A 15,470-nucleotide genomic window follows, 5' to 3' on the forward strand; every position below is an offset into this window, starting at 1 on the left:
TCACCGGTGTTGCTCACCGGAGCGGGGAACCCCGGAAATGGAACCGGACCCCCGAAGGGGTCCGGTTTGAAGCTTCGGCAGGAGAGCGGCTAGGCGTCCGTGCCCGTGCCCGCCAATTCCATCGGGGGCGACTCGGGTGCGGCCGGCCGGGGCTCGGCCTTGAAGATGAGCTTGCGCTTGCCTTCGTTGTCCGGGTCGTCGCCAGCGTCCACCAGGATGGTCTGCCCGGCGCCGAACTCCTTCCACAGGATCTTCTCCGAGATCGGGTCCTCGACCAGGCGCTGGATGGCACGGCGCAGCGGCCGGGCACCGAGGGACGGGTCGTAGCCCTGCTCGGCGAGGTGGTCCTTGGCGGCATCGGTCAGCTCGATCGAGACGTCCTGGCTCTCCAGCTGGCTCTGCACCCGCTTCATCATGAGGTCCACGATGTCCTTGACGTTGGCCCGGGACAGCTCCCGGAACACGATGACCTCGTCGATGCGGTTCAGGAACTCGGGGCGGAAGCTGTGCTTCAGCTCCTGCATGACCTTTTCCTTCATCCGCTCGTAGGTCACCTCGTCGTTGGTGGGGGCGAAGCCGAGCGACGCCTTGCGCAGCGAGTGCGTGCCCAGGTTGGAGGTCATGATGATCACGGTGTTCTTGAAGTCCACCGTGTGGCCCTGGGCGTCGGTCAACCGCCCGTCCTCCAGGATCTGGAGCAGGGTGTTGAAGACGTCCGGATGGGCCTTCTCGATCTCGTCGAAGAGCACCACGGAGAAGGGCCGGCGGCGCACTGCCTCGGTGAGCTGGCCGCCCTCGTCGTAGCCGACGTAGCCCGGCGGCGAGCCGATCAGCCGGCTGACCGTGTGCTTCTCCATGTATTCCGACATGTCCAGCTGGATCAGGGCGTCCTCGTCACCGAACAGGAACGACGCCAGCGCCTTGGAGAGCTCGGTCTTTCCGACGCCCGACGGCCCCAGGAAGATGAACGAGCCCGAGGGTCGCTTGGGGTCCTTGAGGCCCGCCCGGGTCCGGCGGATGGACTGCGACACCGACCGCACGGCGGGGTCCTGGTCCACGATGCGCTGGTGGAGCTCCTCTTCCATGCGGATGAGCTTGGCGGTCTCCTCCTCGGTCAGCTTGTAGACCGGGATGCCCGTCCACGTCGAGAGCACGGCGGCGATCTCCTCCTCGTCCACCTGGGCCAGCACCTGGCCCTCGGAGTCACGCCACTCGGCCTGCTTGACGTCCCGCTCGGCCATGAGCTGCTTCTCCTGGTCCCGGAGCCGGGCAGCCCGCTCGTAGTCCTGGGCCTCGATAGCGGCTTCCTTGCGGACCCGCACCTCGGCGATCTTCTCGTCCACCTCCCGCAGGTCGGGCGGGGCGGTCATCCGGCGGATACGCAGCCGGGAGCCGGCCTCGTCGATGAGGTCGATGGCCTTGTCCGGCAGGTACCGGTCCGAGATGTAGCGGTCGGCCAGGTTGGCCGCGGCCACCACTGCCTGGTCGGTGATCTGGACCCGGTGGTGGGCCTCGTAGCGGTCCCGCAGGCCCTTCAGGATCTCGATGGTGTGGGCGACGGTCGGCTCCTTCACCGTGATCGGCTGGAACCGGCGCTCGAGGGCCGCATCCTTCTCCAGGTGCTTGCGGTACTCGTCGAGGGTGGTGGCACCGATGGTCTGCAGCTCGCCCCGGGCCAGCATCGGCTTCAGGATCGAGGCGGCGTCGATGGCTCCCTCGGCGGCGCCGGCACCCACCAGGGTGTGCAGCTCGTCGATGAACAGGATGATGTCGCCCCGGGTGCGGATCTCCTTGAGCACCTTCTTCAGCCGCTCCTCGAAGTCGCCCCGGTAGCGGGACCCGGCCACCAGGGCGCCCAGGTCCAGCGTGTAGATCTGCTTGTTGGTGAGCGTCTCGGGCACTTCGCCCTTCACGATGCGCTGGGCCAGGCCCTCGACGATGGCGGTCTTGCCGACGCCGGGCTCGCCGATGAGGACGGGGTTGTTCTTCGTCCGCCGGGACAGCACCTGCATGACCCGCTCGATCTCCTTCTCCCGCCCGATGACCGGGTCCAGCTTGTTGCCGGACGCCAGGGCGGTGAGGTTACGGCCGAACTGGTCCAGGATCGGCGAGCCGCTGGGGGTGGCCTGCTCGCCCGAGCGGGGCTCCTGGGTGGAGCCGTAGCCCGACAGGAGCTGGATGACCTGCTGGCGGACCCGCCCCAGGTCGGCACCCAGCTTCTGGAGCACCTGGGCGGCGACGCCCTCGCCCTCGCGGATCAGGCCGAGCAGGATGTGCTCGGTGCCGATGTAGTTGTGGCCCAGCTGCAGGGCCTCCCGCAGCGAGAGCTCGAGGACCTTCTTGGCCCGGGGCGTGAAGGGAATGTGGCCCTGGGGAGAGGACGAGCCGGTGCCGATGATCTCCTCGACCTGCTGGCGCACAGCCTCCAGCGAGATGCCCAGGGACTCCAGTGCCTTGGCGGCGACGCCCTCGCCTTCGGAGATTAGGCCGAGCAGGATGTGCTCGGTGCCGATGTAGTTGTGGTTGAGCAGTCGCGCTTCCTCTTGAGCAAGAACAACCACTCGCCGAGCCCGATCTGTGAAGCGCTCAAACATGGCTACCTTCCTTTAAGACTGGGCCGACGGACGGTGCTAGGCCCTGGGTGGCGGGGCCCCTCCCCCAGGAGCCCATTATACGGAGGGGCCCTGTGGGAACTCAGATCCGACAGCCAGCGCTCAAGTTGTGCCCGCCGCAGGCCTCTCCGTAACCTCCTCAACCCTCCGGCTCGCACATCTATTCCCCCCAGCGGTTCCCGTTGGGGGCCTTCTCCTCCACTTATCGGGTGATCCCCGCCGAAGCTGGAGGGGTCCGGGGGGCCCGCGGTGCCCGGGTGGGGTTAGGATTTCCCAATGCCGACGGAGATCGTCGTCGAGGCAGAAGACCGCCCCGGGATGGTGGCGGCCCTGGGCGAACTGCTCGGCCGGGCGCAGGTCAACATCGTGGCCGCCGCCGCCTTCACCTTCGAGCGTCAGGGCTACATCCACCTGGTCCTGGACCACGCCGACCGGGCCATCGAGGCACTCTCCGAGGAGGGCTGGGCGATCCGCAAGGTGCAGGAGGTCATGACCGTCACCCTCGAGGACCAGCCCGGCGAGCTGGGCAGGTTCGCCCGGCGGTTGGCGGACTCCGGCATCAACATCACCAGCCTGTACATCTCCGGTGGGCAGCGGGGCGACAAGGACCTGGTGGTGGGGGTGGACGACCTGCGGGGCGCCCGCGGGCGGGCGTGAGTGGGGTGACCGCCGGCCGGCGGACGCCGCCAGAGCGGCGCTGATTACTTCTTTCCCCCTAGCGTCGTTGGTCGTCTAACCACGTCCCTCCCAAGGGAGATTCGGTGTACGATCGGCGGCGGGTGAACTAGCGGAGGGAGGAGTTTCCATGCCAATCGTAGCGACTCAGACGCTTCCGGACGGGACAACCCGGGAGCAGATTCAAGCGGTGGCGGCCAAGATCGTGGCGGGGGGCGCGCCCACGGGCTGCATCTCGCACACCATTTATGAAGAGGGCGGGAAATTCCGGGTGGTGGACGTGTGGGCGAGCGAGGCGGATCTGAACGCCTTCGCGCAGGACCGGCTCATCCCGACCATCGTGGAGATGGCCCAGGCGATGGGCATGGACCCGAGCCAGCTCCCGCAGGCCGAGCCGCCGTCGATCTACGAGGCGGTCGACTACTTCCCACAGGGCCAGTGAGGGCCCGCGTCAGTCCTCCGGGCGCAGGGCCGGGAAGAGGATGACGTCCCGGATCGAGTGGCTGTCGGTGAGGATCATCGCCAGGCGGTCCACGCCCAACCCCAGGCCCCCGGCGGGCGGCATCCCGTACTCGAGCGCAGCCAGGTAGTCCTCGTCCAGGCGGTGGGCCTCGTCGGCCGGCCCGGCCCGGCCCTCCGCCTGGGCGACGAACGCCGCCCGCTGGATATCGGGATCGTTGAGCTCCGAGTAGGCAGGGGCAATCTCCATGCCGGCGATCACCAGCTCCAGGTGCTCGGTGAAGCGCGGGTCCGTGCGGTGCGGGCGGGCAAGCGGGGAGACCTCCCGGGGGAAGTCCATGACGAAGGTGGGCTGGATGAGGGTGTGCTCCACCTTCTTCTCGTAGATCTCCACCAGGCGCTTGCCCCAGCCCCAGGCCGGGTCGAGCGAGATGCCGAGGCGCTCGCAGTCGGCGATGAGGTCACCGTCGGGGTCGGCCCCCGCCTCCCGGACCAGCTCCACGAGGCGGGCGCGGCGGTAGGGGGCTTCCAGATCGATGCCCTCCCCGAAGAACACCGTCGTCTGGCCGGTGACCGCCACCGCCAGCCGGCTGATGAGCCGCTCGAGCAGCGCCGCCATGTCGGTGTAGTCGCCGAAGGCCTGGTAGGCCTCCAGCATGGTGAACTCGGGATTGTGCTGGGTGGAGACGCCCTCGTTGCGGAAGTTGCGGTTGATCTCGAAGACCTTCTCCATGCCCCCCACCAGCAGGCGCTTCAGGTACAGCTCCGGAGCGATGCGCAGGTAGAGATCGGCGCCGAGCACCTCGTGGTGGGTGACGAACGGCTTGGCGAGGGCGCCGCCCGGGATCGGGTGCAGCATGGGGGTCTCGACCTCGACGTAGCCTTCCTCGGTGAGGGCCCGGCGCATCTCGGCCACCAAGGTGGTGCGGGCCACGACGATCTCCCGGGCCCGGTCGCTGGTGGCGAGGTCCAGGTACCGGCGCCGGTGGCGGGCCTCCACCCGGGTGATGCCGGTGCGCTTGTCCGGCCACGGCCGCCGGGACGGGGCCAGGATCTCGAAGCCCTCCACCTGGATCGACAGCTCGCCGGTCCGGGTGGCGATCACCTGTCCCCAGGCCCCCACCCAGTCGCCGACGCTCAGCTTCTGGAAGTCGGCGAAGCGCTCGCCGAGCCGGCCCTTGGTGGCGAAGAGCTGGACGGTGCCGGCCCAGTCGGCGATGTCGGCGAAGGCCACCCGGCCCATGTCGCGCACGGTCTGCACCCGCCCGGCCACCCGGTGCTCCTCGCCGGTCTCGCTCCCCGCCGCCAGGCCCCTGTGTCGGGCGACCAGATCGCCCAGGCCGATGGTGCGGTCGAAGCGGTAGGGCAGGGTCTTCTCGCCGGTCTTCTCGCCGGTCGTCTCCTCGGTCATGGCCGGGACTCTACGTTGCGCTCGAAGATGTGGCGCAGGCCCACCAGGGTGAGTTCGGGCTCGAGGCGGATCGCCGTGTGACACGAGGGCAGCACGGCGGCGGCCAGCCCACCGGTGGCCAGCACCGACGTCTGGCCGCCCAGCACCTTGGTCATGCGCTCGACCATGCCGTCCACCATGGCGGCGGTGCCCACGATCACGCCCGAGCGCACCGCCTCGACCGTGGAGCGGCCGATGACACTGGCAGGCGCCACCAGCTCCACCTTCTGGATCTGGGCGGCGACGTCGAAGAGCGCCCCCGCAGAGATCTCCACCCCGGGAACGATCGACCCGCCGACGAACTCACCCCGGTCGTTGACGCAGTCGAAGGTGGTGGCGGTGCCGAAGTCGACGACGATCGCCGGCGCCCCCACCAGCTCCACCGCGGCCACCGCATTGGCGATGCGGTCCGCGCCCACTTCCCGGGGGTGCTCGGTCTTCACCGGCAGCCCGGTGCGGATGCCGGTCTCCACGACCACCGGATCGAAGTGGAAGTAGCGGGCCACCATCTGGCGCAGGGCCGTGGTCTGCGCCGGGACGACGCTGCCGATCACCACCCCGGTCACCTCCCGGGAGAACGACATCCCCACCAGCGTGAGGAACTCCTGGAAGATGAGGGCCAGCTCGTCGGCGGTGCGGGCGGGCTCGGTGGACATCCGCCACTGGGCCACCAGCGCCTCCCGCCGGAACATCCCGATGTGGGTCTGGGTGTTGCCGGTGTCGATCGCCAGCAGCACCCGGTCTAGTCCTCCCGAACCGGGGGAGTGTGAGCGGTTTCGATGTGGGTGTGCGTGATCGGCCGGTTGGCGGCGTCGACCAGCACCACCCGGGGTTGGTGGGCGGCCGCCTCGGCCTCGTCCATCTCGGCGTAGACGGCGAGGATCACCTTGTCGCCGGTGGCGACCAGGCGGGCTGCGGCGCCGTTGACCACGACGGCGCCCGACCCCCGGGGGCCCTCGATGAGGTAGGTGGTCAGCCGGGCGCCGTTGTCCACATCCCACACCGAGACCTGCTCGTAGGGGAGCATGCCGGCGGCGTCCATGAGGTCGCGGTCGAGGCTCAGGCTGCCCTCGTAGTTGACGTTGGCGTCGGTGATGGTGGCCCGGTGCACCTTGCCGAACAGCAGCGTCCGCTTCATTGTGCCCTCGGCGCGGCGCCCGGTGCGGTGCCCGCAGGCTCGGCGGCCACCTCGAGCGCGACGTTGTCGATCAGCCGGGTGCCGCCGAGGTGGGCGGCGGCGGCCAGGATAGCGGGTGCGTCCAGCCGGCCGAGCGGCACGAACCGGGCGGCGTCGAACACCTCGACGTACTGCAGGGTGAACGCGGGCTCGGAGGCGATTTCGTCGGCCACCCGGCGGGTGAGGGCAGCGGCGTCCCGCTCCCCGGCCCGGGCGGCCGACCGGGCGGCGAACAGGCCCCGGGCGAGCGCGGGGGCCGCCCGCCGCTCCTCCCGGGTCAGGTAGGCGTTGCGGCTGGAGCGGGCCAGACCGTCGGGCTCCCGGACCGTCGGGCAGCCGACGACCGCCAGGGGGAGGTCGAGGTCGGCCACCACCTGGCGGATGGTGGCCAGCTGCTGGGCGTCCTTCTCGCCGAAGTACGCCCGGTCCGGGGTGGTGATCGAGAACAGCTTCACGCACACGGTGGCCACGGCGGTGAGGAATCCGGGGCGCCAGCGACCCTCGCCGACCTCACCGATCGGGCCCACCTGCACCGTCGTGGCGGGCACCCCCACCGGGTACATCTCGGCCACGGATGGGGCGAACAGGTAGTCGGCGCCGTCGGCCGCCATGACCGCTGCGTCCGCCTCGAAGCTGCGGGGGTAGCGGTCGAAGTCTTCGCTGGGGCCGAACTGGGTGGGGTTGACGAAAATGGTGCCGACGACGACGTCGTCCCGTTGCCGGGCGGTGCGCAGCAGTGAGCGGTGGCCGTCGTGGAGGGCGCCCATGGTGGGGACCAGCCCGATGCTGCGCCCCAGCCGGCGTTCGGCGGCGAGGTCGGCCCGCAGGGCCGCGATGGCGGTGTGGATCTTCATGGCGCCCGATCCAGTTCCCTTGCTGTAGCGGATACCGGTCGGGCCCAGTATACGAAAGGACCTACGCCATCCAGGCCTGCAGCTGGCGGCGGAGGGCATCGACCTCCTTGCGGTCGTCGTCGGGCCCCCGGGAGGGGGCGCGCAGGTAGGCCCGCCGGGAGGCGTCGATGCCGAAGGGGCGGCCCTGCTCGGGCACCACCAGGATGCGCCAGCTGTCGAGCTTGCTGACCGGGGGGTCGGCCGTGATCGCCCGCACTGCCGCCCAGTCGAGCCGGTGGGTGCGCAGGTAGTTCCGCACCGCGAGGCCCTCCTCGCCCGCCGTGCAGCGCACCCGGATGACCCGCAGGCACACGAAGGCACCCAGGAGGACCAGCGCCTCCGGCACGAGGGCTCCCCCATGGCGGAATGCGGCCGGGAGGTTCACCAGGGCCAGGAGCCCGAAGGCGACGCCGAAGGCGGCGGCGAACACGCGCTCGCTGCGGGGGCGCTGCAGGGCGACGGGGACCTTCTCGGCCTTCGGCTTCTTCGGCATCAGCTCTCCCAGTCTCGATGCGGTCTCGGGTCAGACCAGCGGGCCGAGGCGGCGCAGACCGCAGGGGTCGGCGCTGGCGAAGGAGCGGAGCGGAGCTCCGGAGGGGAGCACGAGATCGGGGGCGATCTCCAGCAGCGGCACGACGACGAAGGAACGCTCGGTGAGACCGGGGTGCGGGACGGTGAGAGCGGCGCTGGCCACCACCTCGTCGCCGTACAGGAGGAGATCGATGTCGATCTCGCGCGGCCCCCAGTGCTCCCGGTGCTGGCGGCCGAGCTGCTCCTCGACCGCATGGAAGATGCCGAGCAGCTCCGCCGGGGGCAGGGCGGAGTCCACCGCCGCCACCGCGTTCAGATAGTCGGGCTGGGGCGGACCGAGCGGGTCGCTCTCGTAGACCGACGAGACCGCGGCCGCGGGCAACCCCCGGGCGGCGAGGGCCTGGACAGCCGACCTCAGGTATTCCTGCCGGTCGCCCAGGTTGGAGCCCAGCCCGACGTAGACCCGGGTCACCGGGTGCGCACCACCTCGACGGCGATGTCCCGGGCGCCCAGCGCGCGGGCGGCCTGTGGTTTGGCGACCCGCACCACGGCCCGGGTCACACCCGCCTCGGCCAGGACCGCGGCAGCCAGCCGCCCGGCGAGCGTTTCGATCAGGTCGTAGCGCTGCTGGGTGGCCACCGATCTCAGCGTGGCCGCCAGGCGGCTGTAGTCCAAGGCCGCGCTCAGATCGTCGGAGTGGGCGGCGGGGGCCAGGTCGAGCCAGGCCTCGACGTCGATGAGGAACGGCTGGCCCTTGGCCTGCTCCTCCGGGTGGACGCCGTGGAAGGCGAAGACCTCGAGGCCGCGCAGCACCACGCGGTCCGCCGGCGGGGTGGCCTTCCCCACCGAGGCGATGGCCTCGGTCATGCGCACCGCCCGGACGGCAGCCTGCACGTCGTGTACCCGCACCACTGCCGCCCCGTGGGCGACGCACCAGGCGACCACCGCCAGCGTGGCTTCCAGCCGGTCCTCCACACCCAGGCCGAGGGCGGTGCCGATGAACGACTTCCGGGAGGGACCCACCAGCACCGGATAGCCCAGTGCACCGAGGGTCCGCAGGTGATGGAGGAGCGCGAGGTTGTGCTGGAGCGTCTTGCCGAAACCGATGCCGGGGTCGAGGGCGACGCACTCCCGCGGGATGCCGGCGGCCTCGGCGGTGACCGCCCAGCCGGCGAGGGCGGCGGTGACGTCGCTCACCACGTCGCCATAGCGGGGGTGCTCCTGCATGGTGCGGGGCTCACCCAGCATGTGCATGAGGACCACGCCGGCACCGCTGGCTTGGACCAGGGGCGTCATGGCCATGTCGGCCCGGAGGGCGGAGACGTCGTTGACGATCACCGCTCCGGCCTCGAGGGCTGCCTGCGCCACGGCTGCCTTGGTGGTGTCGATCGAGATCGCCACCGGGGACTGCGCGGCCAGGGCCCGGATCACCGGGACCACCCGGGCCGCCTCCTCCGCCTCACTGACCGGCTCGGCGCCCGGGCGGGTGGACTCACCGCCGACGTCGATGATGTCCGCACCGCCGGCGACCATCGCCAGGGCGTGCTCCACGGCGGCGGCCGGGTCCAGGAACTGGCCCCCGTCGGAGAAGGAGTCGGGCGTGACGTTGAGGACGCCCATGATGAGCGTGCGCTCGCCGGTGGGGAGCAGGCGGTCCCCGCAGCGCCAGCCGCTCACCGGCCGGCGATCAGGCGCATGGCCTCTTCCCGGGTGGCGGCGCTGGTGCGCAGGGCGCCCCGGACCACCGAGGTCACCATGGTGGCCCCGGGCTTGCGCACCCCGCGGATGGCCATGCACAGGTGCTCCGCCTCCACCACCACGATGACGCCCCGGGGTTCCAAGCGGGTGGCGAGGGCGTCGGCGATCTGCACGGTCAGGCGTTCCTGCACCTGCGGGCGGCGGGCGGCGACCTCCACCACCCGGGCGAGCTTGGACAGCCCGGTGATCTGCCCCCGGGCGTTGGGCACGTAGCCGACGTGCGCCCGCCCGAGGAAGGGGAGCAGGTGGTGCTCGCAGAACGAGACCAGCGGGATGTCCCGGAGCAGGATCAGCTCGTCGTATTCCGAGACGAAGCTGACATCCAGCTCGGCGGCGGGATCCGAGCCGATGCCCGAGAAGACCTCCTGGTACATGCGGGCGACCCGGGCGGGGGTCTCGAGGAGATCCGGCCGGCCGGCGTCCTCCCCGATGGCGGTGAGGAGGGTCCGGACGGCGGCCTCGATGCTGGGCTGGTCCACTGTGCTATCCGCGAGCCGGCGTGCGGCTGCCGCCCTCAGGCGTCCTCGAAGAGGACCCGGTTCAGCTTGCGAACCGTGTAGGAGGTCCACACCTTGTGGCGCCAGTACACGTCGGTCTCGACGATCGCCCGGGCGGCATCCTCGCTCCCGACTGCCAGCACCAGCAGCGAGGCGCTCAGGTCCTCGAAGGCGCCGCCCAGCACCAGGGCGCCCTCGTCGCTCAGCATCGCCAGGCGGGTGAGGTGGGCCTCCCGGTGGGGGGCGCGCTTGGTGGCGGCGTCCGGGGCGTAGGTGGCCTCCACGGCGAAGCAGGCCTCAATGGCGGCACCGTGGCGCAGGTCGGCGGGCATGGGCCCGATTCTGCCACGGGCATGCCTGCAGCCTCGCCCGGCAACCGGTTGAATAGGGCGATCGGGGGGCAGGATCGGCCATGTCTGGCTGGGAAGGAGCTTTTGGATGGGCAACGCCGTGGTGCACTTCAACATCAGCGGCCCCGAGCCGTACGAGCTGGAGCGCTTCTACACCAGCCTCTTCGGCTGGGCCCTCGACGACACCGGCATGGACTATGCCCTGGTGGACACCCAGGCGGGGCACGGGATCAACGGCGGCATCGGCCCGTCGGGCGACGCACCCGCGGGGGTGACGATCTACGTCGCGGTGGACGATCTGGTGGCCACCATGGGCACCGCGGTCGGCCTGGGGGCATCGGTGGTGCTGGAACCCTTCGAGCTCCCCGGGGTCGTCTCCCTGGCGATGTTCGTGGACCCCTGGGGCCACCCGATCGGCCTGGTGGGCCCCCGGCCGGATGGCAGTAAGGCTCCCGAGCCCTCCCCGGGCGAGGGCCTGGGCGTGTCCTGGTTCGAGATCATGGGCCCGGACACCGACGCCCAGGCGGCGTTCTACCGCGATCTCTTCGGCTGGGAGATCGAGAGGTTCCCCGGCGCACCGATCGACTACCGGGAGGTGCACACCAACGCCGGGGGCATCAACGGCGGCATGGGCACCCCGCCGGCGGGGCCCGCCTACCAGACGGTGTACGTCTCCTCGCCCGACGTGGGGGCCACGCTGGCCAGGGCTGAGGAGCTGGGCGCCAAGACGCTCATGGGGCCCGAGACGATGCCGGGTGGGCCGGAGGTGGCCATGTTCCAGGACCCCCACGGCAACGTCTTCGGACTTTTCCGGGCGAACCCCGGGTAGCCCCGGCGCCCCGAGGCCCCAAGGCGCAGAGAACCAAAAGCGGCCCCCCGGAGGGGGCCGCTTGCCTGCTTGGGGTTGGTCAGGCCGGCGCCGGCTCCGGGCCGCGACGGGGCTGCGGGCGGGGAGCGGGGCGGGGGGGTTCCAGGCCCGGCTTCTCGGTGGCGATCGCCGCCGCGGCGGCGTCCGGGAGCAGCTTGCGCCGGGGCAGCGGCAGGGTCTCGCCCCGGGCCACCCGCTTCGGCACGTTGCCGAAGATCTCCTCGACCTCGTTCTTCTCGATGGTTTCCTTGTCGAGCAGGACCTCCACCATGCGGTCGAGGTTGGCCCGGTAGGTGGTGAGGATCTCGAGGGCCTCGTCGTGCGCCTCGTCCACCAGCCGGCGGATCTCGGCGTCGATCTCGGCGGCGACGTGATCGGAGTAGTCCGGGTGCGCCGAGAGGTCCCGGCCGAGGAAGGGCTGGTCCACCTTCTCGCCCAGCGCCACCGGGCCGAGGGTCTCGCTCATGCCCCACTCGCAGACCATCTTGCGGGCGGTCTTGGTGGCCCGCTCCAGGTCGTCCGAGGCGCCCGTGGTGGGGTCCTGGAAGACGATCTCCTCCGCCACCCGGCCGCCGAGGAACATGGCCAGCTGGTCGATGAGCTCGGAGCGGGAGATGAGGAAGCGGTCCTCCGCCGGCAGGGTGAGGGTCCAGCCCAGCGCCCGGCCCCGGCTGATGATCGAGACCTTGTGCACCGGGTCGGCGTTGGGCAGCGCCCAGCCCACCAGGGCGTGGCCCGACTCGTGGTAGGCGATGATCACCTTCTCCTTGTCGGAGATCACCCGGGACTTGCGCTGCGGCCCGGCGATCACCCGGTCGATGGCCTCTTCCATCTCGTCCATCGTGATGTCGGTGCGGTTGCGTCGGGCAGACAGGAGGGCGGCCTCGTTGACCACGTTGGCCAGGTCGGCGCCGGTGAAGCCGGGCGTGCGCTTGGCGACGGTGTCCAGGGCGACGTCGTCGGCGAGGGGCTTGCCCCGGGCGTGCACTTTGAGGATGGACTCCCGGCCCTTGAGGTCCGGCCGGTCGATGACCACCTGGCGGTCGAAGCGGCCCGGGCGCAGCAGGGCGGGGTCCAGGATGTCGGGCCGGTTGGTGGCCGCCATCAGGATGACGCCGGTGCGCACGTCAAAGCCGTCCATCTCCACCAGGAGCTGGTTCAGGGTCTGCTCCCGCTCGTCGTGGCCGCCGCCGAGGCCGGCGCCACGATGGCGCCCGACGGCGTCGATCTCGTCCACGAAGACGATGGCGGGGGCGCTGGCCTTGGCCTGCTCGAAGAGGTCCCGCACCCGGGCGGCACCGACACCGACGAACATCTCGACGAAGTCCGAGCCCGAGATCGAGAAGAAGGGCACGCCCGCCTCCCCGGCCACCGCCCGGGCGAGCAGCGTCTTGCCAGTGCCCGGCGGGCCGAACAGTAGGACGCCCTTGGGGATCTTGGCGCCCATCTGCTGGAACTTGGCGGGGCTCTCCAGGAACTCCTTGATCTCTTCCAGCTCCTCGACGGCCTCATCGACGCCGGCGACGTCCTGGAACGTGATCTTGGGCTGGTCCTTGGTGACCATCTTGGCCTTGGCCTTGCCGAACGACATGACCCGGTTGCCGCCCCCCTGCATCTGCTGCATCAGGAAGAAGAAGATCCCGATGATGATCAGGAAGGGCAGGAAGCTGGTCAGCAGGCTGACCCAGACCGACTCGTTCTGCGGGTTGACGTCCACGCTGGCGCCCGGGGTCTGGGCGAGGAAGGTGTCCAGGCCGGTGGTGGACAGGTAGTCGCTCTTGAACTTCGTGCCGTCGGTCAGCGTGCCCTGGAGGGTGCCGTCCTTCTTCTCGACGGTGAGGTTCTTGACCTGGCCCGCGGCGTAGTCAGTTCTGAACTGCGCGTAGGTGATCTTCTTGACGCCAACCCCGCGGCTGATGAACGCCGCCACAGCCCAAATGACCGCGATCAGGATGATGAAGTAGAAAATAGGGCTCCGAACGAGCTTTTTCACGGCACGCCCAATCTAGCACGGCCCCAAATGGCACTCTGCGGGGCCTGTTCTGGATAGAGGGGGATCTCCTACCTTACCGTGTCGTTGTCGTCCCGTTCCGACGGCGCCTTGAGTAGCCCGAGTTCTGTAGTCCCCTATTAGGGGGAGGCCGGGTTAGGGCGAGGCCGGCCCGTCGCGCAGCACCGCCACGTAGGGGAGGTTGCGGTAGCGCTGCAGGTAGTCGAGCCCGTAGCCGACCACGAACACCGGTGGGATCTCGAAGCCTTCGTAGCGCACGTCGAGGGGCACCTTCTGGATCCCGGCCTTGCGCATGAGGGCGCACACCTCCAGGCTGGCCGGCTTGCGGGTGGACAGGTACTTCAGCAGGTACTTGAGGGTCAACCCGGAGTCGATGATGTCCTCCACCAGCAGGACGTGGCGCCCCGAGATCTCGAAGTCGAGGTCCTTCAGGATGCGCACCACACCCGAGGTGCGGGTGGCCGAACCGTAGCTGGAGACCGCCATGAAGTCGAACTCGAGGGGGAGTTCGATGCGCCGGGCGAGGTCGCTCATCAGGATGAACGCCCCCTTCAGGACCCCCACCAGAACGAGCCCCCGGTCCCGGTAGTCCTCGGTGATCCGCTTGGCGATCTCCGCGATCCGGGACTGGATGTCGTCCTCGGTGAGGAGGATCTCGCCCAGCTCCGTGGTATCGCCGTTCAGAAGCTCACCTCCCCCGAGAGCGGCCAATGCTACGGACAAGATGCCCGTCGTTCAAAAGAGGGAAAACCTGGATGCGAAGGCCGGCGCGGGAGGCGGTGGTGAGGGCGAAGCCCTCGGCGACCCGCTGGCCGCCCGCCCAGATTAATCGGTCGCCGCAGATCAGGAGGGGCAGCCGGTCCCGGAGGGCGCGGGGGACCCTGGCGTCCACCCACATGTCCTGCACCTTGCGCTCACCGCTCCCCCCGGCGGGCCGGTAGCGGTCACCGGGACGCCGGCTGCGCACGGCGAGGGGGCCGTCGAGGGCGGCGGCGTCCAGGAGCAGGTCCCACCCCGGGGCGGGGCCGTGGGGCGGCGGCGGATCGACGCGGTCGGCCTGGACGTCGAGGCCCCAGCCCGGGGCCGTCGTGCGGCCAGGGACGTTGAGGGGCAACGGGTCTGGGGCCGGCGGCGGGGGCGGCATGCCGAGGAGGAGGGCGTCGCCCTCCAGCCACGCCCGGCGGCCGCCCGGCAGGGCGAGGGGGCCGCGCCCGGCGATGACGAGGCCGGTCCAGAGGCAATCGATGAGACGGGCGGTGAGGCCCAGGTCCGAAGCCCGCCCCCGGGCCTCGGCCATTGCCCGGCCCCGGGCCGCGGCCATTGCCCGGTCCAGGGCCTGCTCCACCGCCTGGCGGAGGACCGCCCGGCCGAGGTGCGGGCCGAGGGCGGTAAGGGCCGGGCGGTCGACGCACAGGCCCCCGGCCACCGGCAGGGCGAGGGCTGCCAGGGCCACCTCGGCCTCCGTGTCGAGCTGTGCCTTCCGGGCCCGGGTTTCCCCCGCCCGGCGGGCGAGGGCCTCGATGCCGGCGTCGCCCAGCCCGGGCAGCACTGTGGCCCGCAGCCGGTTGCGGGTGAACCGTTGGTCGCTGTTGGTGGGGTCGGTCAGGACCGGGAGGCCCCGCTGGGCGCAGAAGGCATGGGTCTCGGCCCGGCGGACCCGGAGGAACGGCCGGACGATGCTCCCGCCGGCGGTGGTGCGCCGGGGCGGGATGCCCAGTGGCGTGCCCCCCCGGTCGAGCCGGAGCAGGACGGTCTCGGCGTCGTCGTCCAGCGTGTGGCCGGTGGCGATGGCACGGGCGCCGGCGTCATGGGCGAGGCCGGCGAGGGCGGCGTACCGGGCGGCCCGGGCCTGGGCTTCGGTGGTTGGCGGCGGATCCAGGAGCCTGACATCGGACGGGATGCCCAGGCGGGCGGCGGTCTGGGCAGCGTGGAGGGCGTCACTGGCCGAGCCGGGGCGCATGGCATGGTCCACATGGCCGGCGACGACGTCGTAGCCCAGCTCGTGGAGCACCACCAGCAGGGCGGTGGAGTCCGGCCCCCCGCTGAAGGCAACCAGCACCCGCTGCCCGGGCACGAGAAGCCCCTCGGCGGCGACAAAGTCGGCGGTCCGGCCTTCGAGAGAGCCTGTGGAACTTCTGTGAGTGGTGAGGCCCGGCGAGCGTCCCGGCGCACTCACAGACGTGCCCGCA

16 protein-coding genes are annotated in these 15,470 nt (G+C 70.9%); 3 read left to right on the forward strand and 13 right to left on the reverse strand.

The features are described 5' to 3' along the window. Positions 1-89 precede the first annotated feature (89 nt). The gene (locus VFW71_12555; protein ID HEU5003591.1) at positions 90-2,594 is read right to left on the reverse strand and encodes an ATP-dependent Clp protease ATP-binding subunit; all 2,505 of its coding nucleotides are present in this window, start codon (positions 2,592-2,594) and stop codon (positions 90-92) included. A 294-nt stretch (positions 2,595-2,888) separates the two neighbouring features. Between VFW71_12555 and VFW71_12560 the strand changes: the two genes are divergently transcribed. Both VFW71_12560 and VFW71_12565 read left to right on the forward strand, forming a co-directional pair. Next, a complete protein-coding gene (locus VFW71_12560; protein HEU5003592.1) occupies positions 2,889-3,269 on the forward strand; it encodes an ACT domain-containing protein in 381 nt (126 codons plus the stop codon). 148 nt (positions 3,270-3,417) lie between these two features. Then, a complete protein-coding gene (locus VFW71_12565) occupies positions 3,418-3,729 on the forward strand; it encodes a hypothetical protein (GenBank protein HEU5003593.1) in 312 nt (103 codons plus the stop codon). Positions 3,730-3,738: 9 nt separating this feature from the next. On the opposite strand, the gene lysS is transcribed toward VFW71_12565, so the two are convergent. From lysS to VFW71_12610, 9 genes are all read right to left on the reverse strand, one after another. After that, positions 3,739-5,157 carry a lysine--tRNA ligase gene (gene lysS, locus VFW71_12570; GenBank protein ID HEU5003594.1) on the reverse strand — a complete coding sequence of 473 codons (1,419 nt, stop codon included), beginning with the start codon at positions 5,155-5,157 and terminating at the stop codon, positions 3,739-3,741. After that, positions 5,154-5,933 carry a type III pantothenate kinase gene (locus VFW71_12575; GenBank protein ID HEU5003595.1) on the reverse strand — a complete coding sequence of 260 codons (780 nt, stop codon included), beginning with the start codon at positions 5,931-5,933 and terminating at the stop codon, positions 5,154-5,156. Before VFW71_12575 ends, lysS begins: the two co-directional genes overlap by 4 nt. A gap of 5 nt (positions 5,934-5,938) precedes the next feature. Continuing rightward, positions 5,939-6,334, reverse strand: a complete 396-nt coding sequence (gene panD / locus VFW71_12580) for an aspartate 1-decarboxylase (protein ID HEU5003596.1) — start codon at positions 6,332-6,334, stop codon at positions 5,939-5,941. Continuing rightward, complete coding sequence (gene panC, locus VFW71_12585; protein HEU5003597.1) at positions 6,331-7,227, reverse strand: pantoate--beta-alanine ligase; 897 nt, start codon at positions 7,225-7,227, stop codon at positions 6,331-6,333. The genes panD and panC overlap by 4 nt, the downstream gene beginning before the upstream one ends. Positions 7,228-7,288: 61 nt before the next feature. Next, positions 7,289-7,759: a PH domain-containing protein gene (locus tag VFW71_12590; GenBank protein ID HEU5003598.1), complete on the reverse strand. Its 471-nt coding sequence runs from the start codon at positions 7,757-7,759 to the stop codon at positions 7,289-7,291. Positions 7,760-7,789: 30 nt separating this feature from the next. Continuing rightward, positions 7,790-8,269, reverse strand: coding sequence for a 2-amino-4-hydroxy-6-hydroxymethyldihydropteridine diphosphokinase (gene folK, locus VFW71_12595; protein ID HEU5003599.1), 480 nt, complete (start codon positions 8,267-8,269; stop codon positions 7,790-7,792). Beyond that, positions 8,266-9,474 carry a dihydropteroate synthase gene (gene folP / locus VFW71_12600; GenBank protein HEU5003600.1) on the reverse strand — a complete coding sequence of 403 codons (1,209 nt, stop codon included), beginning with the start codon at positions 9,472-9,474 and terminating at the stop codon, positions 8,266-8,268. Before folP ends, folK begins: the two co-directional genes overlap by 4 nt. After that, the gene (gene folE / locus VFW71_12605; GenBank protein HEU5003601.1) at positions 9,471-10,073 is read right to left on the reverse strand and encodes a GTP cyclohydrolase I FolE; all 603 of its coding nucleotides are present in this window, start codon (positions 10,071-10,073) and stop codon (positions 9,471-9,473) included. The genes folP and folE overlap by 4 nt, the downstream gene beginning before the upstream one ends. Further along, complete coding sequence (locus VFW71_12610) at positions 10,070-10,384, reverse strand: YciI family protein (protein ID HEU5003602.1); 315 nt, start codon at positions 10,382-10,384, stop codon at positions 10,070-10,072. Before VFW71_12610 ends, folE begins: the two co-directional genes overlap by 4 nt. Positions 10,385-10,490: 106 nt before the next feature. Here VFW71_12610 and VFW71_12615 point away from each other — a divergent pair, with 106 nt between their 5' ends. Then, positions 10,491-11,231, forward strand: coding sequence for a VOC family protein (locus VFW71_12615; protein ID HEU5003603.1), 741 nt, complete (start codon positions 10,491-10,493; stop codon positions 11,229-11,231). Between the two features lie 79 nt (positions 11,232-11,310). On the opposite strand, the gene ftsH is transcribed toward VFW71_12615, so the two are convergent. From ftsH to tilS, 3 genes are all read right to left on the reverse strand, one after another. Further along, on the reverse strand, positions 11,311-13,263 hold the full coding sequence (gene ftsH / locus VFW71_12620; GenBank protein ID HEU5003604.1) for an ATP-dependent zinc metalloprotease FtsH: 1,953 nt from the start codon (positions 13,261-13,263) through the stop codon (positions 11,311-11,313). Positions 13,264-13,416: 153 nt separating this feature from the next. After that, positions 13,417-14,004 (reverse strand): hypoxanthine phosphoribosyltransferase, encoded by a 588-nt coding sequence (gene hpt, locus VFW71_12625; protein ID HEU5003605.1) that lies wholly within the window; start codon positions 14,002-14,004, stop codon positions 13,417-13,419. Beyond that, the gene (gene tilS, locus VFW71_12630) at positions 13,970-15,355 is read right to left on the reverse strand and encodes a tRNA lysidine(34) synthetase TilS (GenBank protein HEU5003606.1); all 1,386 of its coding nucleotides are present in this window, start codon (positions 15,353-15,355) and stop codon (positions 13,970-13,972) included. The genes hpt and tilS overlap by 35 nt, the downstream gene beginning before the upstream one ends. Between the last annotated feature and the right edge of the window lie 115 nt (positions 15,356-15,470).

Source organism: Actinomycetota bacterium, assembly GCA_035765775.1.
Lineage (GTDB): Bacteria > Actinomycetota > CADDZG01 > JAHWKV01 > JAOPZY01 > DASTWV01.